Origin of the sequence: Neisseria bergeri (genome assembly GCA_003044455.1) — a bacterium.
In the GTDB taxonomy this organism is placed as follows: domain Bacteria; phylum Pseudomonadota; class Gammaproteobacteria; order Burkholderiales; family Neisseriaceae; genus Neisseria; species Neisseria bergeri.
Genome location: POWY01000007.1, coordinates 44,505 through 69,943, shown reverse-complemented (window position 1 = coordinate 69,943; position 25,439 = coordinate 44,505). Strand labels below are relative to the sequence as shown.

Below are 25,439 nucleotides of genomic sequence, written 5' to 3'. Positions count from 1 at the left end.
ACGGCATCTGTATGTTGTTTATTCAAAACGCGCGCTGCGTTCCATCAGCCTTTCGACGACCTGCTGAGGGGTCATTTCTTTGCGGATGAGTTGCAGCAGGGTTTGGGTAATCGGCATGTCGATTTGGTATTTGCAGGCGGTATTGAAGACTTCTTCTATCGTGCTTACGCCTTCAGAAACGTGCCCGATTTCGACAAGCACCTGATGCAGTTCCTTGCCTTCTGCCAAACCCAAGCCGACGCGGCGGTTGCGCGAAAGTGCGCCGGTGCAGGTCAGGATGAGGTCGCCGATGCCTGCCAGCCCCATCATGGTTTTGGGCTGTGCGCCCATTGCGGAGGCAAGGCGGGTGATTTCGGCTAATCCGCGCGTAACCAGTGCGGCACGGGCGTTGAGTCCGTATTCGAGTCCGTCGGACAATCCGGTGGCAATCGCCATAACATTTTTTACCGCGCCGCCAACCGCCACGCCGATAACGTCGGTACTGCCGTAAAGCCTCATGACGGTCGTGTTGAGCTGCGGTACGAGTTCTTCAATCCACTCTTGGTTTTCGGAGGCGAGGACGACGGCGCAGGGCAGTTGTTTGGCAAGTTCCTGTGCAAAACTCGGGCCGGAGAGTACGCCGATTTTCTTATTGTCGGGCAATACTTCTTTCAATACTTGAAAGGTCAGCAGCCCTGTATCCTGCTCGAAGCCTTTGCAGGCGGCGAGGACGGGGAGGTGTCCTGCGCCGTACTGTTTGAGCAGCTCTGCGCTGCTTCTCAATCCGGCAACGGAGGTTACGATAAGGACAAGTCCGCTGTCTTTGAGCGCGTCTGCCAAATCCGCACACACTTCCAGCGTTTCGGGAAAGGGAAAGCCGGGCAGCCCGTGCTTGTTTTCACGTTCTTCCTGCATTTGGCGGACTTGGTCTGCGTTGCGCGTCCACAGGGATACGCGGTTGCCGTGTTGGGAAAAATGCAGGGCGAGCGCCGTACCCCACGAACCTGCGCCGATAACGGTAATTTTCATTGGTCGTCTTTCAACATATCACTGCCGTTCACTTTAAAACAATCGCTGTTTCTCTGCAAGTGCGGTCAGGGAAATGCCGTCTGAAAGGTGTTCAGACGGCATTTTGCCCCGATGCGGCACCGTCAGCCTGTATTGCGCAAACCTTGCGCCACGCCGTTGATGGTCAGGTGGACCATCAGCAGCGCGTGCGGATTGTCGGGCTCTTTGCGCAGGCGTTTGAGCATGGCGACTTGCAGTCCGTTGAGCGCGTTCAGGTAGGGAATCCTCAAGGCGAGCGAGCGGGCGAGACTGCGGTTGTCGCGCAAAAGTTCTTCGGTTTGCAACAGGTCGAGCAGGGCTTTGCGGCTGCGCCGGTATTCTTCCTTGATCATCCCGAAGATGATTTTTGCCTTATCGGGCGATTCGCTCAAGCCGGCATAGTTTTCCGCGAGGGTGATGTCGGTTTTCGCCATCACTTGCTCCATATTGGAGAGCATGGCTTGGAAGAACGGGTTGTTTCGGGCGTGTCCGCGCAGGGCGGCGAGGGTTTCGGGACTGCCTTCGCACAAGGTTTCCACCGCGCTGCCGAAACCGTACCAAGCCGGCAGCATCAGCCGGTTTTGCATCCAAGAGAATACCCACGGAATCGCGCGCAAGTCCTGAATCCGCGCCAAAGTTTTGCGGCTGGCGGGACGGCTGCCGAGGTTGAGGGTGGCGATTTCCTGAATCGGGCTGGTTTGCAGGAAGTAGTCGATGAAGTCGGGGTGGGTAATCAGTTCGCGGTAGTATTTGAACGATACGTCCGACAAATCCTGCATCAGCTTGGCATCGGGGTCTTTTTTGTCTGTCGGGATGCCGGCTTCCAAAGTGGCGGCAACCAGGGTTTCCAAGTTGCGTTGGGCATTGCCGGGGTCGGCGTATTTGGCGGTAATGACTTCGCCCTGCTCGGTAATGCGGATTTGTCCGGCAACGCTGCCTGCCGGTTGGGCGAGAATGGCTTGGTAAGAAGGGCCGCCGCCGCGACCGACGCTGCCGCCGCGTCCGTGGAACAGGCGCATGCGGACACCGTATTTTTTGAAGAGTTCGACCAAGCCCAATTCCGCCTGATAGAGGCACCATGAGCTGGTAACGTAGCCGCCGTCTTTGTTGGAGTCGGAGTAGCCGAGCATAATTTCTTGGATGTTGCCCCGGCTTTCGAGCAGTGCGCCGTACCAGTCGAGGCGGAACATCGTTTCCATCACCGGGCAGGCGTTTTCCAACGCTTCGATGGTTTCAAACAGAGGCACGATATTGATGCGGCTTTTTGGTTTGCCGTTTTCCACCGCCAACAGGCCGCTTTCTTTCAGCAGCAATGCCAAGGCGAGCAGGTCGCCGGGTTGTTCGCAGTTGGAAATAATGCTTTGGGTTACGGCATCTTCGCCGAATTCGTCTTTGATTTTGCGCGCTTCGTTGAAAATCGCCAGTTCGCGGCGGGTGTGTTCGCTGTATGTGATGAACGGGCTGTACAGAGGGCGTTGGTGGCCCAGTTCGCGCAACAGGGCGGCTTGTTTTTGCCCTTCGTCCAGACTGTTGTAGTCTTCCAAGCCTGCGTGTTGGAAAAGCTCGGCAACCACATCGGCGTGTTTGCCTGCGTGTTGGCGCAAATCAAGCGGCATCATGTGGAAGCCGAACACGGATACGCTGCGGATAATGTCGGCAAGACGGCCTTCGGCAAGCAGGCGGCTGCCGTTGTCGATAAGGGAACGTTGCAATTTTTTCAAATCATCGAGAAATTCTTGTGCCGAGGCATAAGGCTCGAGAAAGCCGAATTTGCAGCCCATACCCAAACCGAGCGCGCGCGCTTTGCCCATAGCGCGCGCCATAATGTAGGCAATGGCGCGGCGGTAGGGTTCTTCGGTGCGAGCGATTTCTTCGTCAGGCGAGAGGGCTGCCAGTGCCATTACATCGCCGTTGACTTTGACGCGGCGGATGGAGAGCGGCAGTTCGCGGTAAAGTTTGTCGAGTTCGCCACGGTAAAAACGGAACACGGCATCGGCGTGGCGGCGGAAGGCAAAGCGCAGGGTTTCGGCAGAAACGAACGGATTGCCGTCGCGGTCGCCGCCGATCCAGCCGCCGATTTTGAGGATGTCCGGAACGCGGACATCGGGATAGGCCGTCTGAAAGTCGTGTTCCATCTTGCGGTAGAGTTTGGGCAGGGCTTCAAAAAAGCTCATCGGGAAGATGGACACGCCGTTGTTGATTTCGTCGTTGACGCTGAGTTTGTGGCGGCGCGTTTCGCTGGTCTGCCACAAGCCCAAAAGCACGGTGTCGATTTCGCGGCGCAGCCGTGCCAGCGCATCGGCATTGGTGCAGCGTTCGCGTTGCGGCAGCAGCGCGCGGATGCGGCGGTTGAAATTCAAAACGGTTTGGCGTTGCACTTCGGTCGGGTGCGCGGTCAAAACGGCGGTAACGGACGTATTGTCCAACTGCCGCTGCACCGATTTGCCGTCGGCTTTCCCCGCCTTGAGCCTGCGGACGGTTTCCGTCAGGCTGCCTTCCGCGCCGCCGTGTCCGGCTTCTTCGTGGATTTGGCGGCGGCGTTCGTGGTGCACGTCTTCGGCGATGTTCAAAATTTGTGCGAACAGCCCGCAGGCAAGCGTCAGGTCGTAGGTTTGCTGTTCGTCCAACTGCGGCAAAACTCTCTCAATCAGTGCCGCGCTGTCGTCCGAAGTGGACAAGAGTTTGACCGTTTCGACAACCAACGGCGAGGCTTCTTCGTGCAGGAGGTTGAACAGGGATTGTTTCAGAAATTCCGCGTCCGCCGCCAAAGCCGCGTCCTTCGGATTGTTCAGGATATGCAGTTGCATGATTTTCCTCTCATTGCCGTAAATACTGTAAATGTACCTCAAATGCCGCATCCGTGCCAAACCGTTCACACTTTAACCGCCCGTTTCCCGAAATGCCGTCTGAAGTTGAACGCCGCCCGACGGCAGCGTTACAATCGCCCTCAACTGTTTTCTCCGAACATCATCATGACCGCGACCGAACACGACAACGACGACGAACTCCTGCTGCGGTACAGCCGCCACATCCTTTTGGACGAAATCGGCATCGAAGGGCAGCAGAAACTTTCCGCCGCGCATATTTTGGTCGTCGGCTGCGGCGGTTTGGGTGCCGCCGCCCTGCCCTACCTTGCCGCTTCGGGTGTCGGCACGCTGACCATAGCCGATTCCGACACGGTCGAACTGCACAACCTGCAACGCCAAGTCGCATTTGACGAGGGCGATGTCGGCAAGCCCAAAGCCGAAGCCTTGGCAGACCGCCTGAAACGCATCAACCATACCGTCAACGTCCGCGCCGTCAACGAAAAACTCGACGGCTGCCGCCTGACCGGTTTGGTTCGTGCCGCCAACATCGTTTTAGACTGCTGCGACAACTACGCCACGCGGCAAGCCGTCAACCGTGCCTGCGTGCACACGAAAACACCGCTGGTTTCAGGGGCGGCGGTACGTTTTGAAGGACAACTTGCCGTGTACCGGCCCGACTTGCCCGACTCGCCGTGTTACGCCTGCCTGTTTGACGGCGGATCGGCTTCAGACGGCATCTGTTCCCTCTTCGGCGTGTTCTCGCCGCTGGTCGGCATCATCGGCTGCACACAGGCGGCAGAGGCTCTGAAAATCCTGCTGGATGCGGGCGAACCGTCGCACGGCAGGCTGGCGGTTTACCGTGCCTTGGAAGGGGGCTGGCAATATTTCGACCTGCCGCGCAACCCCGAATGCCCGATTTGCGGCGCGGAACGGTAAAACCCTGCCGCCGTTTCAGACGGTATCCAAACGGATGCGGAGGAACGGTTTTAAAAATTTAAAAATTTACATTTCTTTGCAAAAAAAAAAAAAAAAAAAATAAACTTACCTTATAATTGCAGTTGTTTTAGCAATGTCTGTTTCGCAGACTCATTGAGTAAGACGTTTTCCCCGTAATGTGTTTGGCCGTCTGTCCCCTTTGGGTTCGGACGGCTTTTTTTTTGGCTGTGTTTGAATACCCGGTTGGTTTTATCTGTTTGCAGCGGGGGAAGCCGCTTATTTCCGTTCGGGCGGAAAACGGTTCCATCGGATAAAAGGCATTTTGTCCGACTGATTAAAGTTATAGTGGATTAACAAAAACCAGTACAGCTTTGGCTCGCCTTAGCTCAAAAAGAACGATTCTCTAAGGTGCTGAAGCACCAAGTGAATCGGTTCCGTACTATTTGTACTGTCTGCGGCTTCGTCGCCTTGTCCTGATTTTTGTTAATCCACTATATATCTTAGGTTTGCATCGTCGGAATATTCAAACACAGCTTTTTTTAAGGAAATCCGGATACGGCGGCGCATCAATAATGCGGCGGAATCTCGTCGCGCAGGGAATACGGCTCTTGCGCGTCGGGATTCCTGTCCTGCATTTTTTGATACAGCAGCCTCAACTGAGCCTGCTGCAAATCCAGCGTCTGCCGCAATTCCGCCACCATCGCGTTCAGGCCGGCGATTACGTCCTCCTGAAGCGCGGATTGGATTTCCAGCTCTGTGATGCGGTGTTCCAACTCTTGAACCGCGTCCATTTACAGCACCATCGCGGCAATCCAGCCGGCAATCAGCAGCGGGATGTTGTAGTGGATGAAGGTCGGGATAACGGAATCGCGGATGTGGTCGTGCTGCCCGTCGGCGTTCAGCCCCATCGTCGGACCCAGCGTGGAATCGGACGCAGGCGAACCGGCATCGCCCAACGCCCCCGCCGTGCCGACAATGGCGACGGTGGCAAGCGGCGAAAAGCCCAAACCGACACACAAAGGCACATAAATCGCGGCAATAATCGGCAAAGTGGAAAAGGACGAACCGATACCCATCGTTACCAAAAGCCCCACCACCAGCATCGCCAATGCCGCCATACCTTTGCTGTTGCCGAATATCGCCATACTGCTTTCCACCAGCGGCTGAATATGCCCGGTCGCATTCATCACGGCGGCAAAACCCTGCGCGGCAATCATAATGAAGCCGACCATCGCCATCATCTTGATGCCTTCGCCGAATACGTCGTTTGCCTTGTCGCGGTTGATGACCCCCAACATCATAAATACGGCGAAACCGAGCATCGCGCCCAACACCAGCGAGTCTTCATACATCAACTGTATGGCAAAGCATACGGCAATGGCGGCGGCGGCAACCAGGCTGCGGTAGGCGGACGGCTGCGGACGGTTTGCCGCATCGGCGTTGCCCGCCGTATCGGCATTGTTGCTTTGGTACAGGCGCGGTTTGCGGTAATGGACAAACGCCAGCAGGAGTCCGGCCAGCATTCCCAACGCGGGAATCGCCATTGCCGCCATTACGTTGATGCTTTTCACATCAAGCTGCGGCGCGGCGGAATGGATGTTGCCCAACAGGATTTCGTTCAAAAAAATCGCGCCGAAGCCGTAAGGCAGGAACATATAAGTCGTAACCAGCCCGAAAGTGATGACGCACGCAATCAGACGGCGGTCGATTTTCAGGCGGTTGAACACCAAAAGCAGCGGCGGAACAATCATCGGGATAAAGGCGATGTGGATAGGTATGATGTTCTGACTCATAATGCCCATCACAAGGATGATGGAAAGCAGCAGCCACTTGACCGCGCCCTCGCCCGAACGCACGCTGTCGGGCATACCGCCCCGGTTCAGCTTGCGGACGACCGCGCCGGCAAGCTGCTGCGGCAGGCCGGAATGGGTAATCGCCATTGCAAACGCGCCGAGCATCGCATAAGAAAGCGCAATCTTCGCACCGCCTTCCAAACCTTTGTTGAACACGGGGATAATCCCCGCCTGACTGACCTGTCCCGCCGCATCGGCAATGTTTTGCAGCGGCATACCCGCCACCGCGCCGCCGACAAACGCGCCGACCGTCAGGCTCAATACCACGTGCACGCGCGACAGCGACAGCACCAGCATAACGATTACGGCAACTACGACTGCATTCATTGTTTATCGCTCCAAACCTATAAATGTTTACATATCGAAACACATCATAACCCAATAACGGGAAACCCGCCAATTTTGCAAACAATTATTTCAAATGCTTCATATACTTCCCCAGCGTAACCCTGTCCAAACCCGCCAAGTCCGGCAGGGTTTCCACTCCTGAAAAACCATTCTCCGCCAACACGCCGCGCACCGCCGCGCCCTGATCGAAACCGTGTTCCAACAACAAAAAACCGCCCTCCGCCAAACGGTCGGGCGCGCCTTGCGCCAAGGTGCGGATGCAGCTTAGGCCGTCTGAAAAGTCGGTCAGCGCGATTTGCGGCTCAAACCGCAAATCGCCTTGCGACAAATGTTTATCACCGTTTTCGATATAGGGCGGGTTGGACACGATGATGTCCCATTTCCCTTCAGACGGCATATCGGTGTCGAACCACGAACCGTGTGCAAATTCGACCCGCGCGCCCAAATCTGCCGCATTTTTCCGCGCCGTTTCAAGGGCGGGCGGGCTGATGTCGGATGCGCGCACAAACGCATCGGGGCGTTCGAGCGCGACGGTTACGGCAACCGTGCCGCTGCCCGTCCCCAAATCCCACACGCGCCCGTTTTCCGGCAGGCGCGCCAATACGGCTTCGACCAAGTGTTCGGTTTCGGGGCGCGGAATCAGCACATTCGGGTTGACGGCGAAACGCCGTCCGTAAAACTCGCGCCAGCCCAACAGATAGGCAACCGGCTCGCCGTTCAGACGGCGTTGCGCCAGCCTGTCCGCCCGCTGTCGGACTTCGTCCGGCATTTCTTCCCCGCCCCGCGTCAACAACTGCACGCGCGTATATTCCGAAACATATTGCAACAGCATTCTTGCTTCAATTTTAGGCAGTTTTGACAAGCCCAACCATTCGTCAAACGTCATTTTTTATCCCGTCTGCCGCCGATGCGGCTCGAACATTTTTTCCGGCTTTGCGGCACGCTGATTCAGAAAATATCATTTTGCATTGAAATTATATAATAAAGGAAAACCCCTTATCGCCGTTTCAATACCGTAGGAATTTATCCGAATAACAGAAACGCTCCGCCGTTATTCCGCGCAAGCGGCAACAACGGAATAAATAAAAAACAATGACATAGTTGGTTTTCCTTTGAATTTGCGATATTTGCGGCGGCTGAAAAAAAATCCGCACCCGCCTTCAAATGCGGATACGGATTTTCTTGTCAAACAAACTTATTCGGCCAACAATGCTTCCGGTTTGACTTTTTCGCCATACACGGGCAACAGGGTTTTTTCATAGGCGGCTTTCAGACGGCCGTCTTTTTTCATGGCGGCGATTTCGCCGTTGACCCAGTTCAGGAGGTCGACGTTGCCTTTTTGAACGGCGGGGGCGATAAATTCGGCAGGGCCGAGGTTGCCGATGGCGACTTCAAAATCTGGGTTTTCTTTTGCCCACGCCCACAGCAGGGCGTTGTCGTGGGCGAGTGCCGCGCCGCGTCCGTCTTTCAGCGCGTCAAAGGTTTCGGTGTTTTGGTCGAATTTCAATAATTTGACTTCGGGATGGTTTTTGGTGAAGAAAGCGTCGGCGGTCGTGCCTTTGTTGACCAGCAGGGTTTGGTCTTTCAGTTGCGCAATGTCGGTAATCGGTTTGCCTTTGGGGGAAACCACGCCCAACGCCACTTTCATATAGGGATCGGCGAAATCAACGGCTTCGGCGCGTTCGGGAGTTTTGGTGAAGTTGGCGAGGATGAGGTCGACTTTGCCGGAGCGGACGTATTCGACGCGGTTTGCGGCCTCGGTTAAGACGAACTCGACTTTGTCGGGGCTGCCGAGCAGGTCTTTGGCGAGGTCTTTGGCGATTTCAACGTCAAAGCCTTGGTTTTTGCCGTTGGCATCAACATAGCCGAACGGGGGCTTGTCGCCGAATACGCCGATGCGGATCACGCCTTTTTCCTTGATGGCGGCAACGGTTGCCGCACCGCTGCTTTGTGAAGATTGGGCATCGCCGGAGCCGCTGCTGCCGCCTCCGCAGGCGGTCAGACCGACGGCGATGGCGGCGGAAGCCAAAAGGGCTTTGAGTTTGGCATTCAGTTTCATTGGGAATCTCCTTTTTGAATGTTTGCTTGGGATGAAATGCCGTCTGAAAGGGGTTCGGACGGTTTGCGGTAAATCAGTAGTCCATACCTGCCAGAAATTGGCGGGCGCGTTCGCTTTTTGGTGCGGAGAAGAAGGTTTCGGGGTCGGACGATTCGACGATGCCGCCTTTGTCCATAAAGACGATGCGGTCGGCAACTTTGCGGGCGAACCCCATTTCGTGGGTTACGATGAGCATACTCATCCCTTCGCGGGCGAGTTCCAAAACCACTTCCAAGACTTCGCGCACCATTTCGGGGTCGAGTGCGGCGGTGATCTCGTCCAACAAAATCACTTCCGGATTCAGACACAGGGCGCGGACAATGGCGATGCGCTGTTTTTGTCCGCCGGAAAGTTCGCGCGGATAGGCGTTTTTGCGGTCGGACAAACCGACGCGTTCCAATAATTTGTCGGCTTGAGCCTCTGCTTCGGCGCGGTTGCGGTTTTGTACTTTTACCGGGCCTAAGAGGATGTTTTCGATGACGGTCATGTGGGCAAACAGTTCGTAGCTTTGAAAGACCATACCGACTTTTTGCCGGGCGGTTTGCCAGGAAACGTCTTTGCCGAATTCGCCGATGCCGTCCATCACGATGCTGCCGCCTTGGTGCGGCTCCAAACCGTTGACGCAGCGCAGGAGGGTGGATTTGCCGCAGCCGGACGGGCCCAGCAGTACGATGACTTCGCCTTTTTCCAAGTCCAAGTCTAAAGATTGGATGGCGGTTACGTTGCCGTATTGTTTGTGCAGCTTGCGGATGCTCAATAAAGCCATATCAGTGTTCCCATTTTTGTTCCAGCTTTGCCGCCAGCAGCGACAGCGGCCAGCAACATAAAAAATACAGCATAAAAATCAGGCCATAAACCCAAAATGAGGCATTGGGCTGCGTCAGCAGAGAGTTTTCAATAATTTGCTGCCCCACTTTGACCACTTCAATCACGCCGATAAGCGAGGCGAGCGAACTGGTTTTAATCATTCGCGTAAACAAATTAACCGCCCCCGGCAAAGCGCGGCGGACACTTTGCGGCAATTCGATGTAGCGGAACACTTGACGGCGGCTCAAACCCAGTGCCAAGCCCGATTCGACTTGATGTTTTTCAATCGATTCCAATGCGCCGCGCACCAAATCGCCCATTTCGGCTATGCCCCAAAGCGTAAAAACCCAAACGCAGACCCAAAATCCGCCGATGTGTATGCCCGTCCACACGGACAAACCGAAATACAGGCCGAACAGCCACACCAAAATCGGCACGATGCGGATGGTTTCGAGATAAAACCGTCCGATAAGGCGGACAAGCCGGTTGCGCGAACGCAAAACCAGGCCGAACAGCGTCCCCAATACGCAAGAGGCCGCAACAGAGATTAAAGAAATTTGTGCCGTCAAGAGCAGACCTTCGCCCAAACGTGCCGCATTTTTTCCTTCAAAAAGCCAGTCAAACGCCATAGTTCGCCCTCCGTATGCGGTTTTCCAATCGCCGCACCAACAAAGAAACAGGCAGCAGGATAATCAGATAAGCGGCAAACAGCAGGAACAATGCCTCGTTGGTTTTGTAGTCCATACCAATCACATCTTTGGTAACAAACAACAATTCCGCAATGCCGACTGCGCTGACGATAGATGTTTCTTTCATCAGAAACAATACGTTTGCGCTGATGGCGGGAACGGCGATCGCCCATGCTTGAGGCAATTCGACATAGCGGAAGACTTGAAAGCGGCTCAAACCGATGGCCTTGCCCGCTTCAATCTGTCCTTTGGGGACGGCCAAAATACCGGCGCGGATGGCTTCCGCCATATAGCTTGCGCCCAAGAAAACCAGTGCGATCACGCCGCAGGTGAAACCGTCCCATTTAATGCCCATTTTCGGCAGGCCGTAATACAGGAAAAACAATTGGATCAGCAGGGGCGTATTGCGCGACAACTCGATATAGGTGCGTGCCAATGCGTAGAAGGGGCGGATGCGGTATGCCGTTACCACGGCGACGGGCAGGCCGAACAGCAACGACAAAACAACGCCGTAAACGGACAATTCCAGCGTCAACTTTGCCGCATCGGCGAATTTGGGTACGGCATCGATTAAATAAGGCCAGTTCATCAGAATCAGAAATCAGCTTAACGAAAGGCGGTATTCTAATGAACTTGCAAGATAATGTTAAAGAATGCTTGGGAATATCAAACATCGGAAAAAAGAATAAGGCGATGCCGTCTGAAAACCTTTCAGACGGCATCGTGCCGGATTCCGCGTCAGATTTCGCTACCGCCCACGGTCAGTCCGGCATCAATCCGCAAGGTCGGTTGTCCCACGCCGACGGGGACGCTCTGCCCTTCTTTGCCGCACACGCCGACACCGCTATCCAACACAGTATCGTTGCCTATCATGGAGACGTGTTTCAGCACTTCGGGGCCGTTGCCGATAATGGTCGCGCCTTTGACGGGATATTGCAGCTTGCCGCCTTCCACCCACCACGCTTCGGATGCACTGAACACGAATTTGCCGCTGGTAATGTCCACTTGTCCACCGCCGAAGTTGACGGCGTAAATGCCTTTGTCGATGGACGCGATGATTTCGTCAGGTTCGTAGCCGCCGTTTTCCATAAAGGTGTTGGTCATGCGCGGCATAGGGACGGAGGCGTAGCTTTCGCGGCGGCCGTTGCCGGTCGATTGCGTACCCGTCAGGCGGGCGTTGGTTTCGTCCTGCATATAGCCAACCAAAATACCGTCTTCAATCAATACGGTGCGGCGGGTTTCGTTGCCTTCGTCGTCGATATTGAGCGAGCCGCGTCTGTCGGCAATATTACCTTGGTCAACGACGGTAACGCCTTTGGCGGCCACGCGCTCGCCGATTCGGCCGGAGAAAACGCTGGTTTCTTTGCGGTTGAAATCGCCTTCCAAACCATGTCCGACCGCTTCGTGCAGCAACACGCCAGGCCAGCCGTTGCCCAAAACGACGGTCATCTCACCGGCAGGCGCAGGACGGGATTCGAGATTAATCAGGGCTTGTTTGACGGCGGAATCGACAAACTGCCGCACGAGGGTTTCATCGAAATAAGCCAAGTCGTAGCGTCCGCCGCCGCCCGCGCTGCCCTGTTCGCGCCTGTCGCCCTGTTTGGCGATGACGGTAACGTTCAGGCGCACCATCGGACGAATATCCGCGGCGTGTTTACCGTCCAAACGGGCGATGTACACCATATCGTATTCGCAGGTCAAACCGGCCATCACTTGCACGACACGCGGATCGGCGGCTTTGGCCAGCGTTTCGACTTTGTTCAACAACGCGACTTTGGCAGCGGAATCAAGGCTGGCAATAGGATCCATCGCCATGTGGACAGGCTTGCCGTAGGCAGGTGTCGGCACTTTGACGCTAGCCTCGCCACCGGTCGCACCAATCACGCGAACGGCTTTAGCAGAGCGGTTGATCGAATCAATACACAGGCTGTCAGCATAGGCAAAAGCAGTTTTATCGCCCGAAACGGCACGAACGCCCACACCCTGATCGATTTGGAAGCTGCCCGATTTGACGATGCCTTCTTCCAGATGCCAACTTTCATAGGCGGTGCGCTGACAATAAATATCGGCATAATCGACATGGTTGGCACCGATAATGCTCAGGCTTTGGGCGAGCAAATCGGGAGAAAGATGGTTGGCTTCGAGCAAATCTCGCTGTACGGCATAATAGGTTTGATGCATGGTGTCGGAGCATAAAAAATCAGTGGGCCGATTATACGGCATTTGTTATTAAAATGTATCGTGCCGCCTGAAATGTAAGATTTTTGCCAACGCACCCTGCTTTTGTGTACACTTAAAGCTCCTTGTCGGAGTGCTGCCCGCCGGGCGGCTGAGATTGCGAAAGCAAAATCCGTAGAACCTGTCGGGGTAATGCCTGCGTAGGAAACAAAACCTCCCCGCCCTTTCGGGCTTCCGTTCCCTTTTCCGCACTTCCCCGCCCCGTTTTCATGTTTTTTTAAGGACTTGATATGTCGGGCAATGCCTCCTCTCCTTCATCTTCCGCCGCCATCGGGCTGATTTGGTTCGGCGCGGCGGTATCAATTGCCGAAATCAGCACGGGCACACTGCTCGCCCCCTTGGGCTGGCAACGCGGTTTGGCGGCACTGCTGCTCGGCCATACCATCGGCGGCATATTGTTTTTCGCGGCGGCATATATCGGCGCATTCATGCAAAAAAGCGCGATGGAAAGCATACGCCTGTCGTTCGGCAAACGCGGTTCCGTCTTATTTTCGGCGGCGAACGTGCTGCAACTGGTCGGCTGGACGGCCGTCATGATTTATTCGGGTGCGGCGGCAAGTTCCACACTGGGCAAAATGCTCTGGCAAAACGGATCGTTTTCCTGGTGGGCTTTTGCCAACGGCGCGCTGATTGTCTTGTGGCTGGTTTTCGGCGCACGCAAAACAGGCTGGCTGAAAACCGGTTCGATGGTGCTGATGCTGTTGGCGGTTCTGTGGCTGAGTGCCGAAGTCTTTTCCACGGCAGGCAGCACCGCCGCACAGGTTTCAGACGGCATGAGTTTCGGAACGGCAGTCGAACTGTCCGCCGTCATGCCGCTTTCCTGGCTGCCGCTGGCCGCCGACTACACACGCCAAGCACGCCGCCCGTTTGCGGCAACCCTGACGGCAACGCTCGCCTATACGCTGACGGGCTGCTGGATGTATGCCTTGGGTTTGGCAGCGGCGTTGTTCACCGGAGAAACCGATGTGGCAAAAATCCTGTTGGGCGCGGGCTTGGGCATAACGGGCATTCTGGCAGTTGTCCTGTCGACCGTTACCACCACTTTTCTCGATGCGTACTCCGCCGGCGTAAGTGCCAACAATATTTCCGCCAAACTTGCGGAAACACCCGTCGCCGTTGCCGTCGCCGTTGTCGGCACACTGCTTGCCGTCCTCCTGCCCGTTACCGAATATGAAAACTTCCTGCTGCTTATCGGCTCAGTATTTGCGCCGATGGCGGCAGTTTTGATTGCCGACTTCTTCGTCTTGAAACGGCGTGAGGAGATTGAAGGCTTTGACTTTGTCGGACTGGCCTTATGGCTGGCCGGCTTCATTCTCTACCGCTCCCTGCTGTCGGCAGGCTGGGAAAGCAGCATCGGCCTGACCGCGCCCGTAATGATTGCTACCGCCATTGCCACCGTATCGGTACGCCTACCGTTTAAAAAATCATCCGACATACAAAGGAACCCGTCATGACCCGTATCGCCATCCTCGGCGGCGGCCTCTCAGGAAGGCTGACCGCACTGCAACTTGCAGAACAAGGTTATCAGATTGCACTTTTCGACAAAGGCACCCGCCAAGGCGAACACGCCGCCGCTTATGTTGCCGCCGCCATGCTCGCGCCTGCGGCGGAAGCGGTCGAAGCCACGTCTGAAGTCATCAAACTGGGCAGGCAGAGCATTCCGCTTTGGCGCAACATCAGAGGTCGTCTGAAAACGCCTGCCATGATGCAGGAAAACGGCAGCCTGATTGTGTGGCACGGGCAGGACAAACCTTTATCCAGCGAGTTCGTCCGCCATCTCAAACGCGGCGGCGTGGCGGATGACGAAATCGTCCGTTGGCGCGCCGACGACATCGCCGAACGCGAACCGCAACTCGGCGGACGTTTTTCAGACGGCATCTACCTGCCGACCGAAGGCCAGCTCGACGGGCGGCAAATATTGTCTGCACTTGCCGACGCTTTGGACGGGCTGAACGTCCCTTGCCATTGGGAACACGAATGTGCCCCCGAAGACCTGCAAGCCCAATACGACTGGCTGATCGACTGCCGCGGCTACGGCGCAAAAACCGCGTGGAACCAAGCTCCCGAACACACCAGCACCCTGCGCGGCATACGCGGCGAAGTGGCGCGGGTTTATACGCCCGAAATCACGCTCAACCGCCCCGTGCGCCTGCTGCACCCGCGTTATCCGCTCTACATCGCCCCGAAAGAAAACCACGTCTTCGTCATCGGCGCGACCCAAATCGAAAGCGAAAGCCAAGCCCCTGCCAGCGTGCGTTCCGGGCTGGAACTTTTATCCGCGCTTTATGCCGTCCATCCTGCCTTCGGCGAAGCCGACATACTCGAAATCGCCGCCGGCCTGCGCCCCACGCTCAATCACCACAACCCCGAAATCCGTTACAGCCACGCCCAACGCCTGATTGAAATCAACGGTCTGTTCCGCCACGGCTTTATGATTTCCCCCGCCGTAACCGCCGCCGCCGTCAGATTGGCGGTTGCCCTGTTTGACGGAAAAGACGCACCCGAACATGATGAAGAAAGCGGTTTGGCGTATATCCGAAGACAAGATTAAAGCCGTCTGAAAGGAACCCCATGACCTTCCCGCCCCTAAAATCCCCGCTCAAATTCTACGCCGTCGTTCCCACCGCCGATTGGGTGGAGCGCATGGTCAAAGCAGGTGCCGACACGGTGCAACTGCGCTGCAAAACCCTGCACGGCGATGAATTGAAACGCGAAATCGCCCGCTGCGTCGCCGCCTGCCGTGGCAGCCGCACGCAGCTTTTCATCAACGACCACTGGCGCGAAGCGATAGAAGCAGGCGCGTACGGCGTACATCTCGGGCAGGAAGACATGGACACCGCCGACCTTGCCGCCATTGCCGCCGCCGGTTTGCGTTTGGGTTTGAGTACGCACTCCGTCGCCGAACTCGACCGCGCCCTGTCCGTGCACCCCAGCTACGTCGCCAGCGGCGCGATTTTCCCGACTACGACCAAACAAATGCCCACCGCCCCGCAAGGCTTGGAAAAACTGCGCGAATATGTGAAACAGGCAGGCGGCACGCCCGTCGTCGCCATTGGCGGCATCGATTTGAACAATGCTGAAGAGGTATTGGCAACCGGCGTTTCCTCACTCGCCGTCGTCCGTGCCGTTACCGAAGCGACAAATCCCGAAGCCGTGGTTAAAGCGTTTCAGGCTTTGTGGAATAAAAATAAATAAGATCGTCTGAAAATAATAAAGTCTAAAACCAGACGTACCAGATAATATATTTACAGAGGAATTTATTTTTTATTTTATTCATTTTTATCATATTTTAAAATTTTAAAAAGATACATAAGGAGCAATTTGATAACAATGAAACCAAGAGAGTTATGTGAAAAAGCATGGCAAGAAATAGCAAGTAAATTTCCTGATTTTAAGATAATTTCTAAAGGGCAGAAATTAAAGAGAGTATCTAAAAACAGGGATATTACATTTGAAATCTATTTTCAGGCTGATAGGCACAATTATCAATGTAGCGTGCAATTTATTCCACATATCGCCATTTACTCAAAAGATATGAAAAAGGCAAATATCAATAATGGTTTTATATATGGCGGAGAGTTGGGGAGCTTGATAAATAGAAAACCTTGGATTTGGTGGCAGTTAGCAGGAGCAAGCTATAAATATACGGTAGAGGATGTTAGCAAACTCATAAGGGAGCATATAATACCGTTATTTGACGATTTTGAGGACACAGAAACCAATATTGAAAAAATTATAAATGAGGATATGAATGACTATAATTTATTGTATTACATCTATTATTTTAGCGGAAAAGCTAAGGCGCAGCAGTATTTTAATAAAATAATCAAAAAAGACAAATTAAGAAAAAAGTATATTGGTTTTTATAATTCTTTGAATGAATTACCAAAGGAAAGCATTTCATTAGACATATGTGAATTTAATGGAGCTACTATGATTAAATTTGCCTATATTAATGGGATTGAAATAGAAAAATAATAAATAATTGAACATAAAAATATTAATGGACACAAATGTTGCAGGTTCGCTTGCAACCCAACATTTACAAAGGTCGTCTGAAAACCTCTATAAACACCGAAATATCGAGAAACCATGAACATCATCTTAAACGGCGAACCCGCCGAACTTCACGGCACGACCGTTGCCGACCTCATCGCCCAAACCTCGCCGCAAAAGCCTTTTGCCGTGGCGGTGAATACCGGATTTGTCGCCAAAGGCGCGTATGCGGAAACGGTTTTGAACGAAAACGACAAAGTCGACATCGTCCGCCCCGTCGTCGGCGGCTGAATGCCGTCTGAAACCCCAAAGGCACGCCTCCAGCTTTCAGACGGCATCGCGCCCGACAACCATATCAAGGAACCCATTATGCTCACCCTGTACGGCGAAACTTTCCCTTCACGGCTGCTGCTCGGTACGGCCGCCTACCCGACACCCGAAATCCTCAAACAATCCGTCCGTATCGCCCAACCCGCGATGATTACCGTCTCGCTGCGCCGCGCGGGAAGCGGTGGGGAGGCACACGGTCAGGGGTTTTGGTCGCTATTGGAAGAAAGCGGTATCCCGATGCTGCCGAACACAGCAGGCTGCCAAAGCGTGCAGGAAGCGGTAACGACGGCGCAGATGGCGCGCGAAGTATTTGAAACCGATTGGATCAAACTCGAGCTCATCGGCGACGACGACACCTTGCAGCCGGATGTGTTCCAGCTTGTCGAAGCGGCGGAAATCCTGATTAAAGACGGCTTCAAAGTGCTGCCTTATTGCACCGAAGACCTGATTGCCTGCCGCCGCCTGCTCGATGCGGGCTGTCAGGCGTTGATGCCGTGGGCGGCTCCCATCGGCACGGGTTTGGGCGCGGTTCACGCCTACGCGCTCAAAGTCCTGCGCGAACGCCTGCCCGACACGCCGCTGATTATCGATGCGGGCTTGGGTTTGCCTTCCCAAGCGGCGCAAGTGATGGAATGGGGTTTTGACGGCGTATTGCTGAATACCGCCGTTTCCCGCAGCGGCGATCCGGTCAATATGGCGCGTGCCTTCGCACTCGCCGTCGCATCCGGACGGCTGGCATTTGAAGCCGAACCGGTCGAGGCGCGCACCAAAGCGCAAGCGAGTACGCCGACAGTCGGACAGCCGTTTTGGCATTCGGCGGAATATTGAAAAGGGTAGCGAAATGCCGTCTGAACGGTTCAGACGGCATCGCGGCCCAAAACGGCGGCAGCCTGAAATGGACAAACCGCCATTCCCCGGCATCACGGCTTTGTCGTGAGGAACAGGGAAACCGGCCGGAAAACCTTGCCGCCCACCCCGACACCGCAACCAAAGAAACACCTGGCCTCCACGGTGTGCAGGCTGCCGCGCAAGCCCCAAGTACAACAACAGAAGAAGCGTTTTGTTGTTGTTTGAATACATTTAAAAATACCTAAAGCCATCCGTAAGCCTTTATCCGCAACGGTTTCACCTCTTTTGCATCCCCGAATCTACGCTCAAACATCCCCGAATGACAACCCTGTCCGCGCCAAATCGGACGGATGTTCAAACACGGGCAACCTTATTTCCGTCAGGCACGAAGCCCCCGGCTATGCCTGCCAACCCCGATTTGTCCGGCACAATGAAAGTTTGCCGTCCCGAATCACAAACATCGGCGTATAGGTTAATTTGTTTATTTTTCATCGCATTACAAAAAATCCACATTTATTTTTAAATTTTTATTGATAATTATTATTATTAGCGTATAATCAAAACCATTCGGAAGCCGTCCGTTCCGAACCATTAAACACCATATTTCCCCATCATCACTTTCACACTTGGAGTCGGCATATACGAGACATACATTCCCTTTTTATATATCAGATACTCAAAACCGAAACGCCAAACCCACCTTTGCGGTGGGTTTGGCGTTTTTTGGTCTGCACTTATTTGCAGGATTTGAGGTTCAGTTTGCCGTATGGGGACGTGATTTTACGGATTTCGTCCGCATCGGCGGCATTCACGCCGGTAAACAAAACCGTCATACGTGACACGCTCAAAGAATCGTCCTGCCGGCCGGTTTCCGCCGCGCGTTCGACAATATGCGCCCCGCCGAATCCTGCGCCGGCAAGCCGGTTTTGCAGGGCTTGGGCGTTTTCCCGGCTGTTGCCGACACCCAAACTCAATGCGCCGTCAAACGGTATGGGGTTGAAACCTTTGGCAGACAGCTCCGCCGCCTGTTCTTCGGCATTGCCGGAAACGGGCAGGACGACGCGGTAGGTTTTATCGGCAGGTTTGGCTTTGGCGGTACGTTTTTCGACGCTCCTGCTGGCGACGTGCGACCATTTGCCCAAAAGCCCTTTGATGCGGTGGTAGTCGTCTTCGTCCATCGTGAGGCTTGCCTGCGCGGCGCATGAGGTATCCGCCGTACTGTTTTCACGTTCCGCCTGCGCCTTTTCGGCGGCGAGTTTTTCGCGGCGGGCTTTTTCCTCGCGCTGTTTTTTCTCCTTCAGTTTTTTCTGTTCCGCTTCTTTTTGCAGGCGCAACTGTTCCGCCTGTTCTTCGGTCAGGATGTCGCCCGGTTTGAGCAGTGCGGCCGTATCCTCCCCAGATGCCGCCGCATTGCCGGCGGGGGGCGTTGCGGGGGGCGTGTTTTCGGCGGCCCGGTTCTCCGGCACGCCGCCCGCCGCTTTAACGGCCAATTTATAGCCCACCGTGCCGCCGAATACGGCAATATTGAGTACCGCCAAAAGGGTGAAGAGCCATTTCATCAGAATTTCCTCAATGTTTGAAACCCCGCCCGCCCGGGCGGCAGTCTGTCGGGCGGCAGAATCCGGATGGATTCGGACGGATGCCGCCCCGTGTTGAAAAAGGGCATATTTTCTAAGCGTGTTCCGATTCCCCGCCTTCGGCGGCAATCAGGTTCAGCAGCCCGTGGATGACGAGGTTGTCCGCCACGCGCACGGTATTTTCCGCCAAAAATGCAGGCGGCAGGGCTTCTGCAACTTTCGCCGCGCCGCCGCCGGTAATGATGACATCGACAGGCTTGTCCTCGCCGTTTTTTTCTTTCAGACGGCAGTGCATCATCATAACCGAACCGCAAACCGCGTCCATCATACCGCTTGCGATGGCGTTGCTTGTGGTGGTCGGGAAAGGGTAACGCTTGCCGGCGGGGCGGTTGAGGTTGGCGGTTCGGACGGCGAGCGATTCTTTCATCAGGTGGAAGCCGGGCATGATGGTTCCGCCGAGATAATGTCCGTCATCGGTGAGCGCGTCAACCGTTACCGCCGTGCCGCAGCTGACGACGACGCAGGCGTTGCGGCTGAAGCGGCGGCTGCCCAATGCGTTAAACCAACGGTCGGAACCGTGTTCTTCGGGATGACGGTAGTGGTTGCGTATGCCTAAAGCCTGAGCGGAAGACGGCAGCCATTCGATTTTTCGGGCGAGCTGTTCCTGAACCTGTGCCTTTTTGGATTCTCCGCACACGGCGCAACCGACGATGCGGACATTTCCATCCGCCTTTTCCGCCCACTCCGCGCCCAAAGGCGACAAATCGCGGTACGGCGCGCTGCCGACGGTTGCGAACGTGCCGTTTTCCACCCACGCCCACTTGAGCCGGCTGTTCCCTCCGTCCAACAGCAAAAAACGTTCCGGTTCCCGCTTCCTCGGAACAGAGACCGGCCTGTCGTCGGGCCGCAGGCTGATTTCGCCGCTGACTACGGTTTGCCTGCCGTCTCCGGTATCCAGATGCAATATACCCTTCTCGTCCACACCGCTGACCGTACCTTCGCAAACGGTTTCGCCGTTGCGCAAAAGCAATACTGCCTTGCCGTGATCGCGGTTGGCAGCCTGATATTCCGCCACAAAAGGCGCAAATCCATCCCGCGCATATTGCAACAACACCGCATCAAGTTCCGCCAACAACGTTTCCAGCAGCACGGCGGCATCGGCATTTCCCCGCCGCGATGCCGTCTGAAACAGCGATTGCACCGACGCGGCGTTTTCCACTTCCTTGGGCAGCACGAAATTGATGCCGATACCGACGACGGCAACCGTTTTACCGCCCGCCCTGACCGTTTCAATCAGAATGCCGCCCAATTTATCGCGCCCGACAACCAAATCATTGGGCCACTTAATCTGCACATCCAAACCTAAATGCAACAAAGCTCGGCGGCACGCCACTGCCGCAACAGGCGACAGCGAACCCAACTCATACTGCGGCTGGTCAAACACCCAGCCGAAACTGAACATCAGACACTCGCCCAAACGGTGCGACCACTTCCGCCCCTGCCGCCCCCTGCCCTTACTTTGCAGATGAGCCACGCATAAAGCCTTATGTACTTTGTCCGGCGCAATCCGCACCAATTCCAGTATCTCGTCGTTGCTGGACGCGCACTCGTGTTTCAATGCCGTCTGAAAACCCGACCTTTCCCCCAACTCGCACAAACCTTCGGCATCGAAAACCGCTAAGGGGCGCAACAGCCGCCAATAGCCGTCGTGTTGGCGCAACAGCCCGCGTATGTGCGCCGGCATCTGCTGCCAAAAACCGTTGAGCTGCTGCGGCTTCATGTCCGCCACACGCGCCAGTTGCGAGACGTGTTGCGGCAAACCGTCGGCAAGCTCCGCCAACACCCGCCAGTGCGAAGGCTTCAAAACCGTCATTTCCCACCCTCGGCAGCACGGATTTTCGCCAGAGTCTTCGTCGTCGAAGTCTGGTGCAGAAACGGAATTGAAAACACCTGACCGCCGCGCGCCAGCGTTTCTGCCGCACCGACAATCTTATCCGCCACCCAATCGCCGCCCTTGACCAAAATCTCGGGTTTGACCGCCTCGATCAACGCCGCCGGCGTATCCTCGTCAAACCACGTTACCAAATCCACACTTTCCAACGCGGCAGCAACGGCGGCACGGTTCTCCAAAGGATTAATCGGGCGGTCGCCGCCCTTGCCCAAACGCCGCACCGAAGCATCGGTATTCAACGCCAGCACCAACGCCGCCCCTGCCGAACGCGCCTGCGCCAGATAAGTAACGTGTCCCCTGTGAAGGATGTCGAAACAGCCGTTGGTAAACACCAGCGGGCGCGGCAACAACGCCAAACGCGCCGCCAACGCCTCGGGCGGACAGATTTTCGATTCAAAATCAGGGACAGACCAATGGCCAACCATCAAAGCCTCCGACAAAAACCATAAAAGACAGAAAAACCTACATGATACAGAAGCATATACGAAAGGCAAAGCCGAAGGCGCAAATGCCGTCTGAAGCGGTTTCCGTATGACCGGCCCAGCTTTCAGACGGCATACCGCCGCACCGGTACGACGGTGCGGACAGTACGCGCAAACGGAAAAAGACCCGTACCGAAAAGTACGGGCCTTTATCTGGGGTGGCTGATGGGGCTCGAACCCACGACAACCGGAATCACAATCCGGGGCTCTACCAACTGAGCTACAGCCACCATAAAAACGGTTTTCAATCAAATTCTTGGCACGCCCGACAGGAATCGAACCTGTAACCCCCGACTTAGAAGGTCGGTGCTCTATCCGGTTGAGCTACGGGCGCTCATGCCGATTCGTGCTGGTTGATTGGTCGGGGCGGTGGGATTCGAACTCACGACCCTCTGCTCCCAAAGCAGATGCGCTAACCGGGCTGCGCTACGCCCCGACTTGAAGAAGCGAACTATACAGTTCAGGGAAAGATGCGTCAACATTTATTTTCAAAACACCAAGATGAAAAATATAGTTTTTTGATTTGAAAAAATATTTAATCCGTCCAAACAGCCGTATTCTATTTCAGGGCAAATTTATTTTCGGCATCCTGCTGTAAAAACAAATGGAAAATGCGATAATTTTCAGCATTTTCTACCTGTTTAACAAAAGGACGGATATGTCGGCACAACTGATCAACGGTAAAGAAGTTTCGCAAAAACGCCTGCAGGCGGTTGCCGAAGCGGTGGCGCAACGCCAACAGGACAATCTGCACACGCCTTGCCTGGCCGTGGTTTTGGTCGGCGGCGACCCTGCCAGCGCGGTTTATGTCCGCAACAAGAAAACCGCCTGCCAAAAATGCGGCATCAAATCACTGTCTTACGAGCTGCCCGAATCAACATCGCAGGAAGAACTACTGGCACTGGTCGACCGCCTGAATGCCGATTCCGAAGTGGACGGTATTCTGGTTCAGCTTCCACTGCCGAAGCACCTCGACAGCCAAGCGGTCTTGGAACGTATTTCGCCGGATAAGGACGTGGACGGCTTCCATCCTTACAATGTCGGCAGGCTGGCGGTCAAAATGCCGCTGATGCGCCCGTGTACGCCCAAGGGCGTGATGACGCTTTTGGAAGCTTACGGCATCGATCCGAAGGGGAAAAAAGCGGTCGTGGTCGGCGCGTCGAATATCGTCGGCCGCCCGCAGGCTTTGGAACTGCTGCTGGCGCGCGCAACGGTAACAATCTGCCACAGCGCGACCGAAAATCTTGCCGATGAGGTTGCCGGGGCCGATATTTTGGTAGTCGGCGTGGGCATTCCGAACTTTGTCAAAGGCGAATGGATCAAACCCGGCGCGGTCGTTATCGATGTGGGCATCAACCGTTTGGACGACGGCAGCCTGTGCGGCGACGTGGAATTTGAAACGGCAAAAGAACGGGCAGCGATGATTACGCCCGTTCCCGGCGGCGTGGGTCCGATGACGATTGCCACATTGATGGAAAACACCCTGCACGCAGCTTCGCTGCACGATGCTTGAGCGGTTCTGAAGATAAAAATGCCGTCTGAAAGGCTTTCAGACGGCATTTTGCCGCGTCCGTTTATTTGGGCAGCTTGACGACAACCGTATCCGCCAGTATGTCGTAAAGCGTGCGGCGGTCGCGTTTGACCATAAAGAGCAGGACAAAGTTAGCAAGGAATGCCAGCAGGTTGATGGCGTTTTCCCCGTTGTCACCTACTGCAAGACCGATAACGGCGGCAATAATGGCAACCAAAACCGACCATGCGATTTCGCGTACCAAAACCGTACCGACAAAACCAGGATTACGTCCGTCGGTTTTCAACACGCGGATTCTCATGATTTTCTTACCCAATGACTGCCCGTCCCGGCTCATATAGTAGATTTGGACGACGGTATAAACCAAAATGCCCGCCAGTCCGACCCAAAAGGAAGTCATGCCCAAAAGCAGCCCGAATATTTCCTCACTACCGACAATCCTGCCTTCATTCTTGACGGCAAAGGCAATCAGTCCGGCAAACGGCACCAGCAGAATCAAAAAGGTAAACAATTGGTTCAGCAACGCGGCAAGTATCCGGTCGCCTGCGCCGGCAATTCCGACTTCAATTTCCTGCCCGTTGCTGTTGTCGGATGCCGCGTCGGTGTAATCGTTTTTTTCTTCCATATCCGTTCCTGATAATCGTTCTTAAACAGATGGCATTCTACCGCCCTGCTGCTGCAAACGCCAATCCCAAAAAGAAAATTCGATAAAGAACTTTACATTTTCCCAATACGGCGTTAAAACGCTTCCTTTACGCCATACATAATTTTATTAACGATTTTTCCTCAAGGAGCAACACAATGAAAGTAGGTTTCGTCGGCTGGCGCGGTATGGTCGGTTCGGTTTTGATGCAGCGTATGAAAGAAGAAAACGACTTCGCTCACATTCCCGAAGCGTTCTTCTTCACCACTTCCAACGTCGGCGGCGCAGCCCCTGATTTCGGTCAGGCGGCTAAAACATTATTGGATGCCAACAATGTTGCCGAACTCGCCAAAATGGACATTATCGTAACCTGCCAAGGCGGCGATTACACCAAATCCGTATTCCAAGCCCTGCGCGACAGCGGCTGGAACGGCTACTGGATTGACGCGGCGTCATCACTGCGTATGAAAGACGATGCGATTATCGTCCTCGACCCCGTCAACCGCAACGTCATCGACAACGGTCTCAAAAACGGCGTGAAAAACTACATCGGCGGCAACTGCACCGTTTCCCTGATGCTGATGGCTTTGGGCGGCCTGTTCCAAAATGATTTGGTCGAATGGGCAACCAGCATGACCTACCAAGCCGCATCCGGCGCGGGCGCGAAAAACATGCGCGAACTCATCAGCGGCATGGGCGCGATTCACGCCAAAGTGGCGGACGAGCTTGCCGATCCTTCCAGCGCGATTCTCGATATCGACCGCAAAGTGTCCGATTTCCTGCGCAGCGAAGACTATCCGAAAGCCAACTTCGGCGTACCGCTCGCCGGCAGCCTGATTCCGTGGATTGATGTGGATTTGGGCAACGGCCAGTCCAAAGAAGAATGGAAAGGCGGCGTGGAAACCAACAAAATCCTCGGCCGCAGCGGCAATCCGACTGTAATCGACGGCCTGTGCGTCCGTATCGGCTCTATGCGCTGCCACAGCCAAGCCCTTACCCTGAAGCTGAAAAAAGACCTGCCCGTTTCCGAAATCGAAGCGATTTTGGCAGGCGCGAACGACTGGGTGAAAGTCATCCCCAACGAAAAAGAAGCCAGCATCCACGAGCTGACTCCTGCCAAAGTTACTGGCACGCTGTCCGTCCCTGTCGGACGCATCCGCAAACTGGGTATGGACGGCGAATACGTCAGCGCGTTCACCGTCGGCGACCAACTTTTGTGGGGCGCGGCCGAACCGTTGCGCCGCGTGTTGCGTATCGTGTTGGGCAGCATGTAAGCCC

24 protein-coding genes, 3 tRNA genes and 1 riboswitch are annotated in these 25,439 nt (G+C 55.0%); of the genes, 9 read left to right on the top strand and 18 right to left on the bottom strand.

What is annotated here, in order from left to right:
- Positions 1-18: 18 nt before the first annotated feature.
- Together DBY86_RS08175 and ppc are read right to left on the bottom strand one after the other, a co-directional pair.
- On the bottom strand, positions 19-1,008 hold the full coding sequence (locus DBY86_RS08175; RefSeq protein ID WP_107819601.1) for an NAD(P)H-dependent glycerol-3-phosphate dehydrogenase: 990 nt from the start codon (positions 1,006-1,008) through the stop codon (positions 19-21).
- Between the two features lie 122 nt (positions 1,009-1,130).
- Positions 1,131-3,833 (bottom strand): phosphoenolpyruvate carboxylase, encoded by a 2,703-nt coding sequence (ppc, locus tag DBY86_RS08170; RefSeq protein WP_107819600.1) that lies wholly within the window; start codon positions 3,831-3,833, stop codon positions 1,131-1,133.
- A 42-nt stretch (positions 3,834-3,875) separates the two neighbouring features.
- Here ppc and DBY86_RS08165 point away from each other — a divergent pair, with 42 nt between their 5' ends.
- Complete coding sequence (locus DBY86_RS08165; protein WP_159068574.1) at positions 3,876-4,769, top strand: HesA/MoeB/ThiF family protein; 894 nt, start codon at positions 3,876-3,878, stop codon at positions 4,767-4,769.
- 566 nt (positions 4,770-5,335) lie between these two features.
- Here DBY86_RS08165 and DBY86_RS08145 read toward each other — a convergent pair.
- From DBY86_RS08145 to tldD, 8 genes are all read right to left on the bottom strand, one after another.
- Positions 5,336-5,560 (bottom strand): SlyX family protein, encoded by a 225-nt coding sequence (locus DBY86_RS08145; RefSeq protein ID WP_002218191.1) that lies wholly within the window; start codon positions 5,558-5,560, stop codon positions 5,336-5,338.
- Positions 5,561-6,949, bottom strand: coding sequence for a Na+/H+ antiporter family protein (locus tag DBY86_RS08140; RefSeq protein WP_107819598.1), 1,389 nt, complete (start codon positions 6,947-6,949; stop codon positions 5,561-5,563).
- 85 nt (positions 6,950-7,034) lie between these two features.
- Positions 7,035-7,856, bottom strand: a complete 822-nt coding sequence (prmC, locus tag DBY86_RS08135) for a peptide chain release factor N(5)-glutamine methyltransferase (RefSeq protein WP_107819597.1) — start codon at positions 7,854-7,856, stop codon at positions 7,035-7,037.
- Between the two features lie 309 nt (positions 7,857-8,165).
- Positions 8,166-9,029 (bottom strand): amino acid ABC transporter substrate-binding protein, encoded by an 864-nt coding sequence (locus tag DBY86_RS08130; protein WP_107819596.1) that lies wholly within the window; start codon positions 9,027-9,029, stop codon positions 8,166-8,168.
- A gap of 73 nt (positions 9,030-9,102) precedes the next feature.
- Positions 9,103-9,834: an amino acid ABC transporter ATP-binding protein gene (locus DBY86_RS08125; protein ID WP_107819595.1), complete on the bottom strand. Its 732-nt coding sequence runs from the start codon at positions 9,832-9,834 to the stop codon at positions 9,103-9,105.
- Position 9,835: 1 nt separating this feature from the next.
- Positions 9,836-10,504, bottom strand: coding sequence for an amino acid ABC transporter permease (locus tag DBY86_RS08120; protein WP_107819594.1), 669 nt, complete (start codon positions 10,502-10,504; stop codon positions 9,836-9,838).
- Positions 10,494-11,153 (bottom strand): amino acid ABC transporter permease, encoded by a 660-nt coding sequence (locus DBY86_RS08115; RefSeq protein ID WP_107819593.1) that lies wholly within the window; start codon positions 11,151-11,153, stop codon positions 10,494-10,496. The genes DBY86_RS08120 and DBY86_RS08115 overlap by 11 nt, the downstream gene beginning before the upstream one ends.
- A gap of 149 nt (positions 11,154-11,302) precedes the next feature.
- Positions 11,303-12,745 (bottom strand): metalloprotease TldD, encoded by a 1,443-nt coding sequence (gene tldD / locus DBY86_RS08110; RefSeq protein WP_107819592.1) that lies wholly within the window; start codon positions 12,743-12,745, stop codon positions 11,303-11,305.
- 116 nt (positions 12,746-12,861) lie between these two features.
- Positions 12,862-12,966, top strand: a riboswitch (TPP riboswitch).
- A gap of 66 nt (positions 12,967-13,032) precedes the next feature.
- On the opposite strand from tldD, the gene cytX reads away from it, so the two are divergent.
- The 6 genes from cytX to DBY86_RS08080 all read left to right on the top strand — a co-directional run bounded on the left by cytX (position 13,033) and on the right by DBY86_RS08080 (position 17,956).
- Complete coding sequence (gene cytX, locus DBY86_RS08105) at positions 13,033-14,256, top strand: putative hydroxymethylpyrimidine transporter CytX (RefSeq protein ID WP_107819591.1); 1,224 nt, start codon at positions 13,033-13,035, stop codon at positions 14,254-14,256.
- A complete protein-coding gene (locus tag DBY86_RS08100; protein WP_107819590.1) occupies positions 14,253-15,353 on the top strand; it encodes an FAD-dependent oxidoreductase in 1,101 nt (366 codons plus the stop codon). Before cytX ends, DBY86_RS08100 begins: the two co-directional genes overlap by 4 nt.
- 20 nt (positions 15,354-15,373) lie before the next feature.
- Positions 15,374-15,997, top strand: a complete 624-nt coding sequence (gene thiE, locus DBY86_RS08095) for a thiamine phosphate synthase (protein ID WP_107819589.1) — start codon at positions 15,374-15,376, stop codon at positions 15,995-15,997.
- 135 nt (positions 15,998-16,132) lie between these two features.
- Positions 16,133-16,780: a DUF4304 domain-containing protein gene (locus DBY86_RS08090; protein WP_003749922.1), complete on the top strand. Its 648-nt coding sequence runs from the start codon at positions 16,133-16,135 to the stop codon at positions 16,778-16,780.
- A 114-nt stretch (positions 16,781-16,894) separates the two neighbouring features.
- Positions 16,895-17,089 (top strand): sulfur carrier protein ThiS, encoded by a 195-nt coding sequence (gene thiS / locus DBY86_RS08085; RefSeq protein WP_107819588.1) that lies wholly within the window; start codon positions 16,895-16,897, stop codon positions 17,087-17,089.
- 78 nt (positions 17,090-17,167) lie between these two features.
- Positions 17,168-17,956, top strand: a complete 789-nt coding sequence (locus DBY86_RS08080; protein WP_107819633.1) for a thiazole synthase — start codon at positions 17,168-17,170, stop codon at positions 17,954-17,956.
- 92 nt (positions 17,957-18,048) lie between these two features.
- Here the strand turns inward: DBY86_RS08080 and DBY86_RS13715 are convergent, their stop codons facing one another.
- The 7 genes from DBY86_RS13715 to DBY86_RS08040 all read right to left on the bottom strand — a co-directional run bounded on the left by DBY86_RS13715 (position 18,049) and on the right by DBY86_RS08040 (position 22,423).
- Complete coding sequence (locus DBY86_RS13715; RefSeq protein ID WP_234403417.1) at positions 18,049-18,228, bottom strand: hypothetical protein; 180 nt, start codon at positions 18,226-18,228, stop codon at positions 18,049-18,051.
- A 483-nt stretch (positions 18,229-18,711) separates the two neighbouring features.
- Entirely contained in the window at positions 18,712-19,536 is an 825-nt protein-coding gene (locus tag DBY86_RS08065) for an SPOR domain-containing protein (protein WP_107819586.1), read from the bottom strand.
- A gap of 112 nt (positions 19,537-19,648) precedes the next feature.
- Positions 19,649-21,427, bottom strand: coding sequence for a bifunctional biotin--[acetyl-CoA-carboxylase] ligase/type III pantothenate kinase (locus DBY86_RS08060; protein ID WP_107819585.1), 1,779 nt, complete (start codon positions 21,425-21,427; stop codon positions 19,649-19,651).
- Positions 21,424-21,930 carry a D-glycero-beta-D-manno-heptose 1-phosphate adenylyltransferase gene (gene rfaE2, locus DBY86_RS08055; protein WP_107819584.1) on the bottom strand — a complete coding sequence of 169 codons (507 nt, stop codon included), beginning with the start codon at positions 21,928-21,930 and terminating at the stop codon, positions 21,424-21,426. Before rfaE2 ends, DBY86_RS08060 begins: the two co-directional genes overlap by 4 nt.
- 211 nt (positions 21,931-22,141) lie before the next feature.
- Positions 22,142-22,217 (bottom strand) — tRNA-His (locus tag DBY86_RS08050).
- A gap of 27 nt (positions 22,218-22,244) precedes the next feature.
- Positions 22,245-22,321 (bottom strand) — tRNA-Arg (locus tag DBY86_RS08045).
- Positions 22,322-22,345: 24 nt separating this feature from the next.
- Positions 22,346-22,423 (bottom strand) — tRNA-Pro (locus tag DBY86_RS08040).
- A 222-nt stretch (positions 22,424-22,645) separates the two neighbouring features.
- On the opposite strand from DBY86_RS08040, the gene folD reads away from it, so the two are divergent.
- Positions 22,646-23,500, top strand: a complete 855-nt coding sequence (gene folD, locus DBY86_RS08030; protein ID WP_107819583.1) for a bifunctional methylenetetrahydrofolate dehydrogenase/methenyltetrahydrofolate cyclohydrolase FolD — start codon at positions 22,646-22,648, stop codon at positions 23,498-23,500.
- A 61-nt stretch (positions 23,501-23,561) separates the two neighbouring features.
- Here the strand turns inward: folD and DBY86_RS08025 are convergent, their stop codons facing one another.
- Positions 23,562-24,143: an RDD family protein gene (locus DBY86_RS08025; RefSeq protein WP_107819582.1), complete on the bottom strand. Its 582-nt coding sequence runs from the start codon at positions 24,141-24,143 to the stop codon at positions 23,562-23,564.
- A gap of 176 nt (positions 24,144-24,319) precedes the next feature.
- Here DBY86_RS08025 and asd point away from each other — a divergent pair, with 176 nt between their 5' ends.
- The gene (gene asd, locus DBY86_RS08020) at positions 24,320-25,435 is read left to right on the top strand and encodes an aspartate-semialdehyde dehydrogenase (protein WP_107819581.1); all 1,116 of its coding nucleotides are present in this window, start codon (positions 24,320-24,322) and stop codon (positions 25,433-25,435) included.
- The last annotated feature ends 4 nt before the right edge of the window (positions 25,436-25,439 follow it).

Excerpts from the sequence above, each read along its gene's own strand:
- DBY86_RS08175 (WP_107819601.1), bottom strand. The coding sequence starts at position 1,008 with ATGAAAATTACCGTTATCGGCGCAGGTTCGTGGGGTACGGCGCTCGCC.
- ppc (WP_107819600.1), bottom strand. The coding sequence starts at position 3,833 with ATGCAACTGCATATCCTGAACAATCCGAAGGACGCGGCTTTGGCGGCG.
- DBY86_RS08165 (WP_159068574.1), top strand. The coding sequence starts at position 3,876 with ATGCCGCATCCGTGCCAAACCGTTCACACTTTAACCGCCCGTTTCCCG.
- DBY86_RS08145 (WP_002218191.1), bottom strand. The coding sequence starts at position 5,560 with ATGGACGCGGTTCAAGAGTTGGAACACCGCATCACAGAGCTGGAAATC.
- DBY86_RS08140 (WP_107819598.1), bottom strand. The coding sequence starts at position 6,949 with ATGAATGCAGTCGTAGTTGCCGTAATCGTTATGCTGGTGCTGTCGCTG.
- prmC (WP_107819597.1), bottom strand. The coding sequence starts at position 7,856 with ATGACGTTTGACGAATGGTTGGGCTTGTCAAAACTGCCTAAAATTGAA.
- DBY86_RS08130 (WP_107819596.1), bottom strand. The coding sequence starts at position 9,029 with ATGAAACTGAATGCCAAACTCAAAGCCCTTTTGGCTTCCGCCGCCATC.
- DBY86_RS08125 (WP_107819595.1), bottom strand. The coding sequence starts at position 9,834 with ATGGCTTTATTGAGCATCCGCAAGCTGCACAAACAATACGGCAACGTA.
- DBY86_RS08120 (WP_107819594.1), bottom strand. The coding sequence starts at position 10,504 with ATGGCGTTTGACTGGCTTTTTGAAGGAAAAAATGCGGCACGTTTGGGC.
- DBY86_RS08115 (WP_107819593.1), bottom strand. The coding sequence starts at position 11,153 with ATGAACTGGCCTTATTTAATCGATGCCGTACCCAAATTCGCCGATGCG.
- tldD (WP_107819592.1), bottom strand. The coding sequence starts at position 12,745 with ATGCATCAAACCTATTATGCCGTACAGCGAGATTTGCTCGAAGCCAAC.
- cytX (WP_107819591.1), top strand. The coding sequence starts at position 13,033 with ATGTCGGGCAATGCCTCCTCTCCTTCATCTTCCGCCGCCATCGGGCTG.
- DBY86_RS08100 (WP_107819590.1), top strand. The coding sequence starts at position 14,253 with ATGACCCGTATCGCCATCCTCGGCGGCGGCCTCTCAGGAAGGCTGACC.
- thiE (WP_107819589.1), top strand. The coding sequence starts at position 15,374 with ATGACCTTCCCGCCCCTAAAATCCCCGCTCAAATTCTACGCCGTCGTT.
- DBY86_RS08090 (WP_003749922.1), top strand. The coding sequence starts at position 16,133 with ATGAAACCAAGAGAGTTATGTGAAAAAGCATGGCAAGAAATAGCAAGT.
- thiS (WP_107819588.1), top strand. The coding sequence starts at position 16,895 with ATGAACATCATCTTAAACGGCGAACCCGCCGAACTTCACGGCACGACC.
- DBY86_RS08080 (WP_107819633.1), top strand. The coding sequence starts at position 17,168 with ATGCTCACCCTGTACGGCGAAACTTTCCCTTCACGGCTGCTGCTCGGT.
- DBY86_RS13715 (WP_234403417.1), bottom strand. The coding sequence starts at position 18,228 with ATGGCTTTAGGTATTTTTAAATGTATTCAAACAACAACAAAACGCTTC.
- DBY86_RS08065 (WP_107819586.1), bottom strand. The coding sequence starts at position 19,536 with ATGAAATGGCTCTTCACCCTTTTGGCGGTACTCAATATTGCCGTATTC.
- DBY86_RS08060 (WP_107819585.1), bottom strand. The coding sequence starts at position 21,427 with ATGACGGTTTTGAAGCCTTCGCACTGGCGGGTGTTGGCGGAGCTTGCC.
- rfaE2 (WP_107819584.1), bottom strand. The coding sequence starts at position 21,930 with ATGGTTGGCCATTGGTCTGTCCCTGATTTTGAATCGAAAATCTGTCCG.
- folD (WP_107819583.1), top strand. The coding sequence starts at position 22,646 with ATGTCGGCACAACTGATCAACGGTAAAGAAGTTTCGCAAAAACGCCTG.
- DBY86_RS08025 (WP_107819582.1), bottom strand. The coding sequence starts at position 24,143 with ATGGAAGAAAAAAACGATTACACCGACGCGGCATCCGACAACAGCAAC.
- asd (WP_107819581.1), top strand. The coding sequence starts at position 24,320 with ATGAAAGTAGGTTTCGTCGGCTGGCGCGGTATGGTCGGTTCGGTTTTG.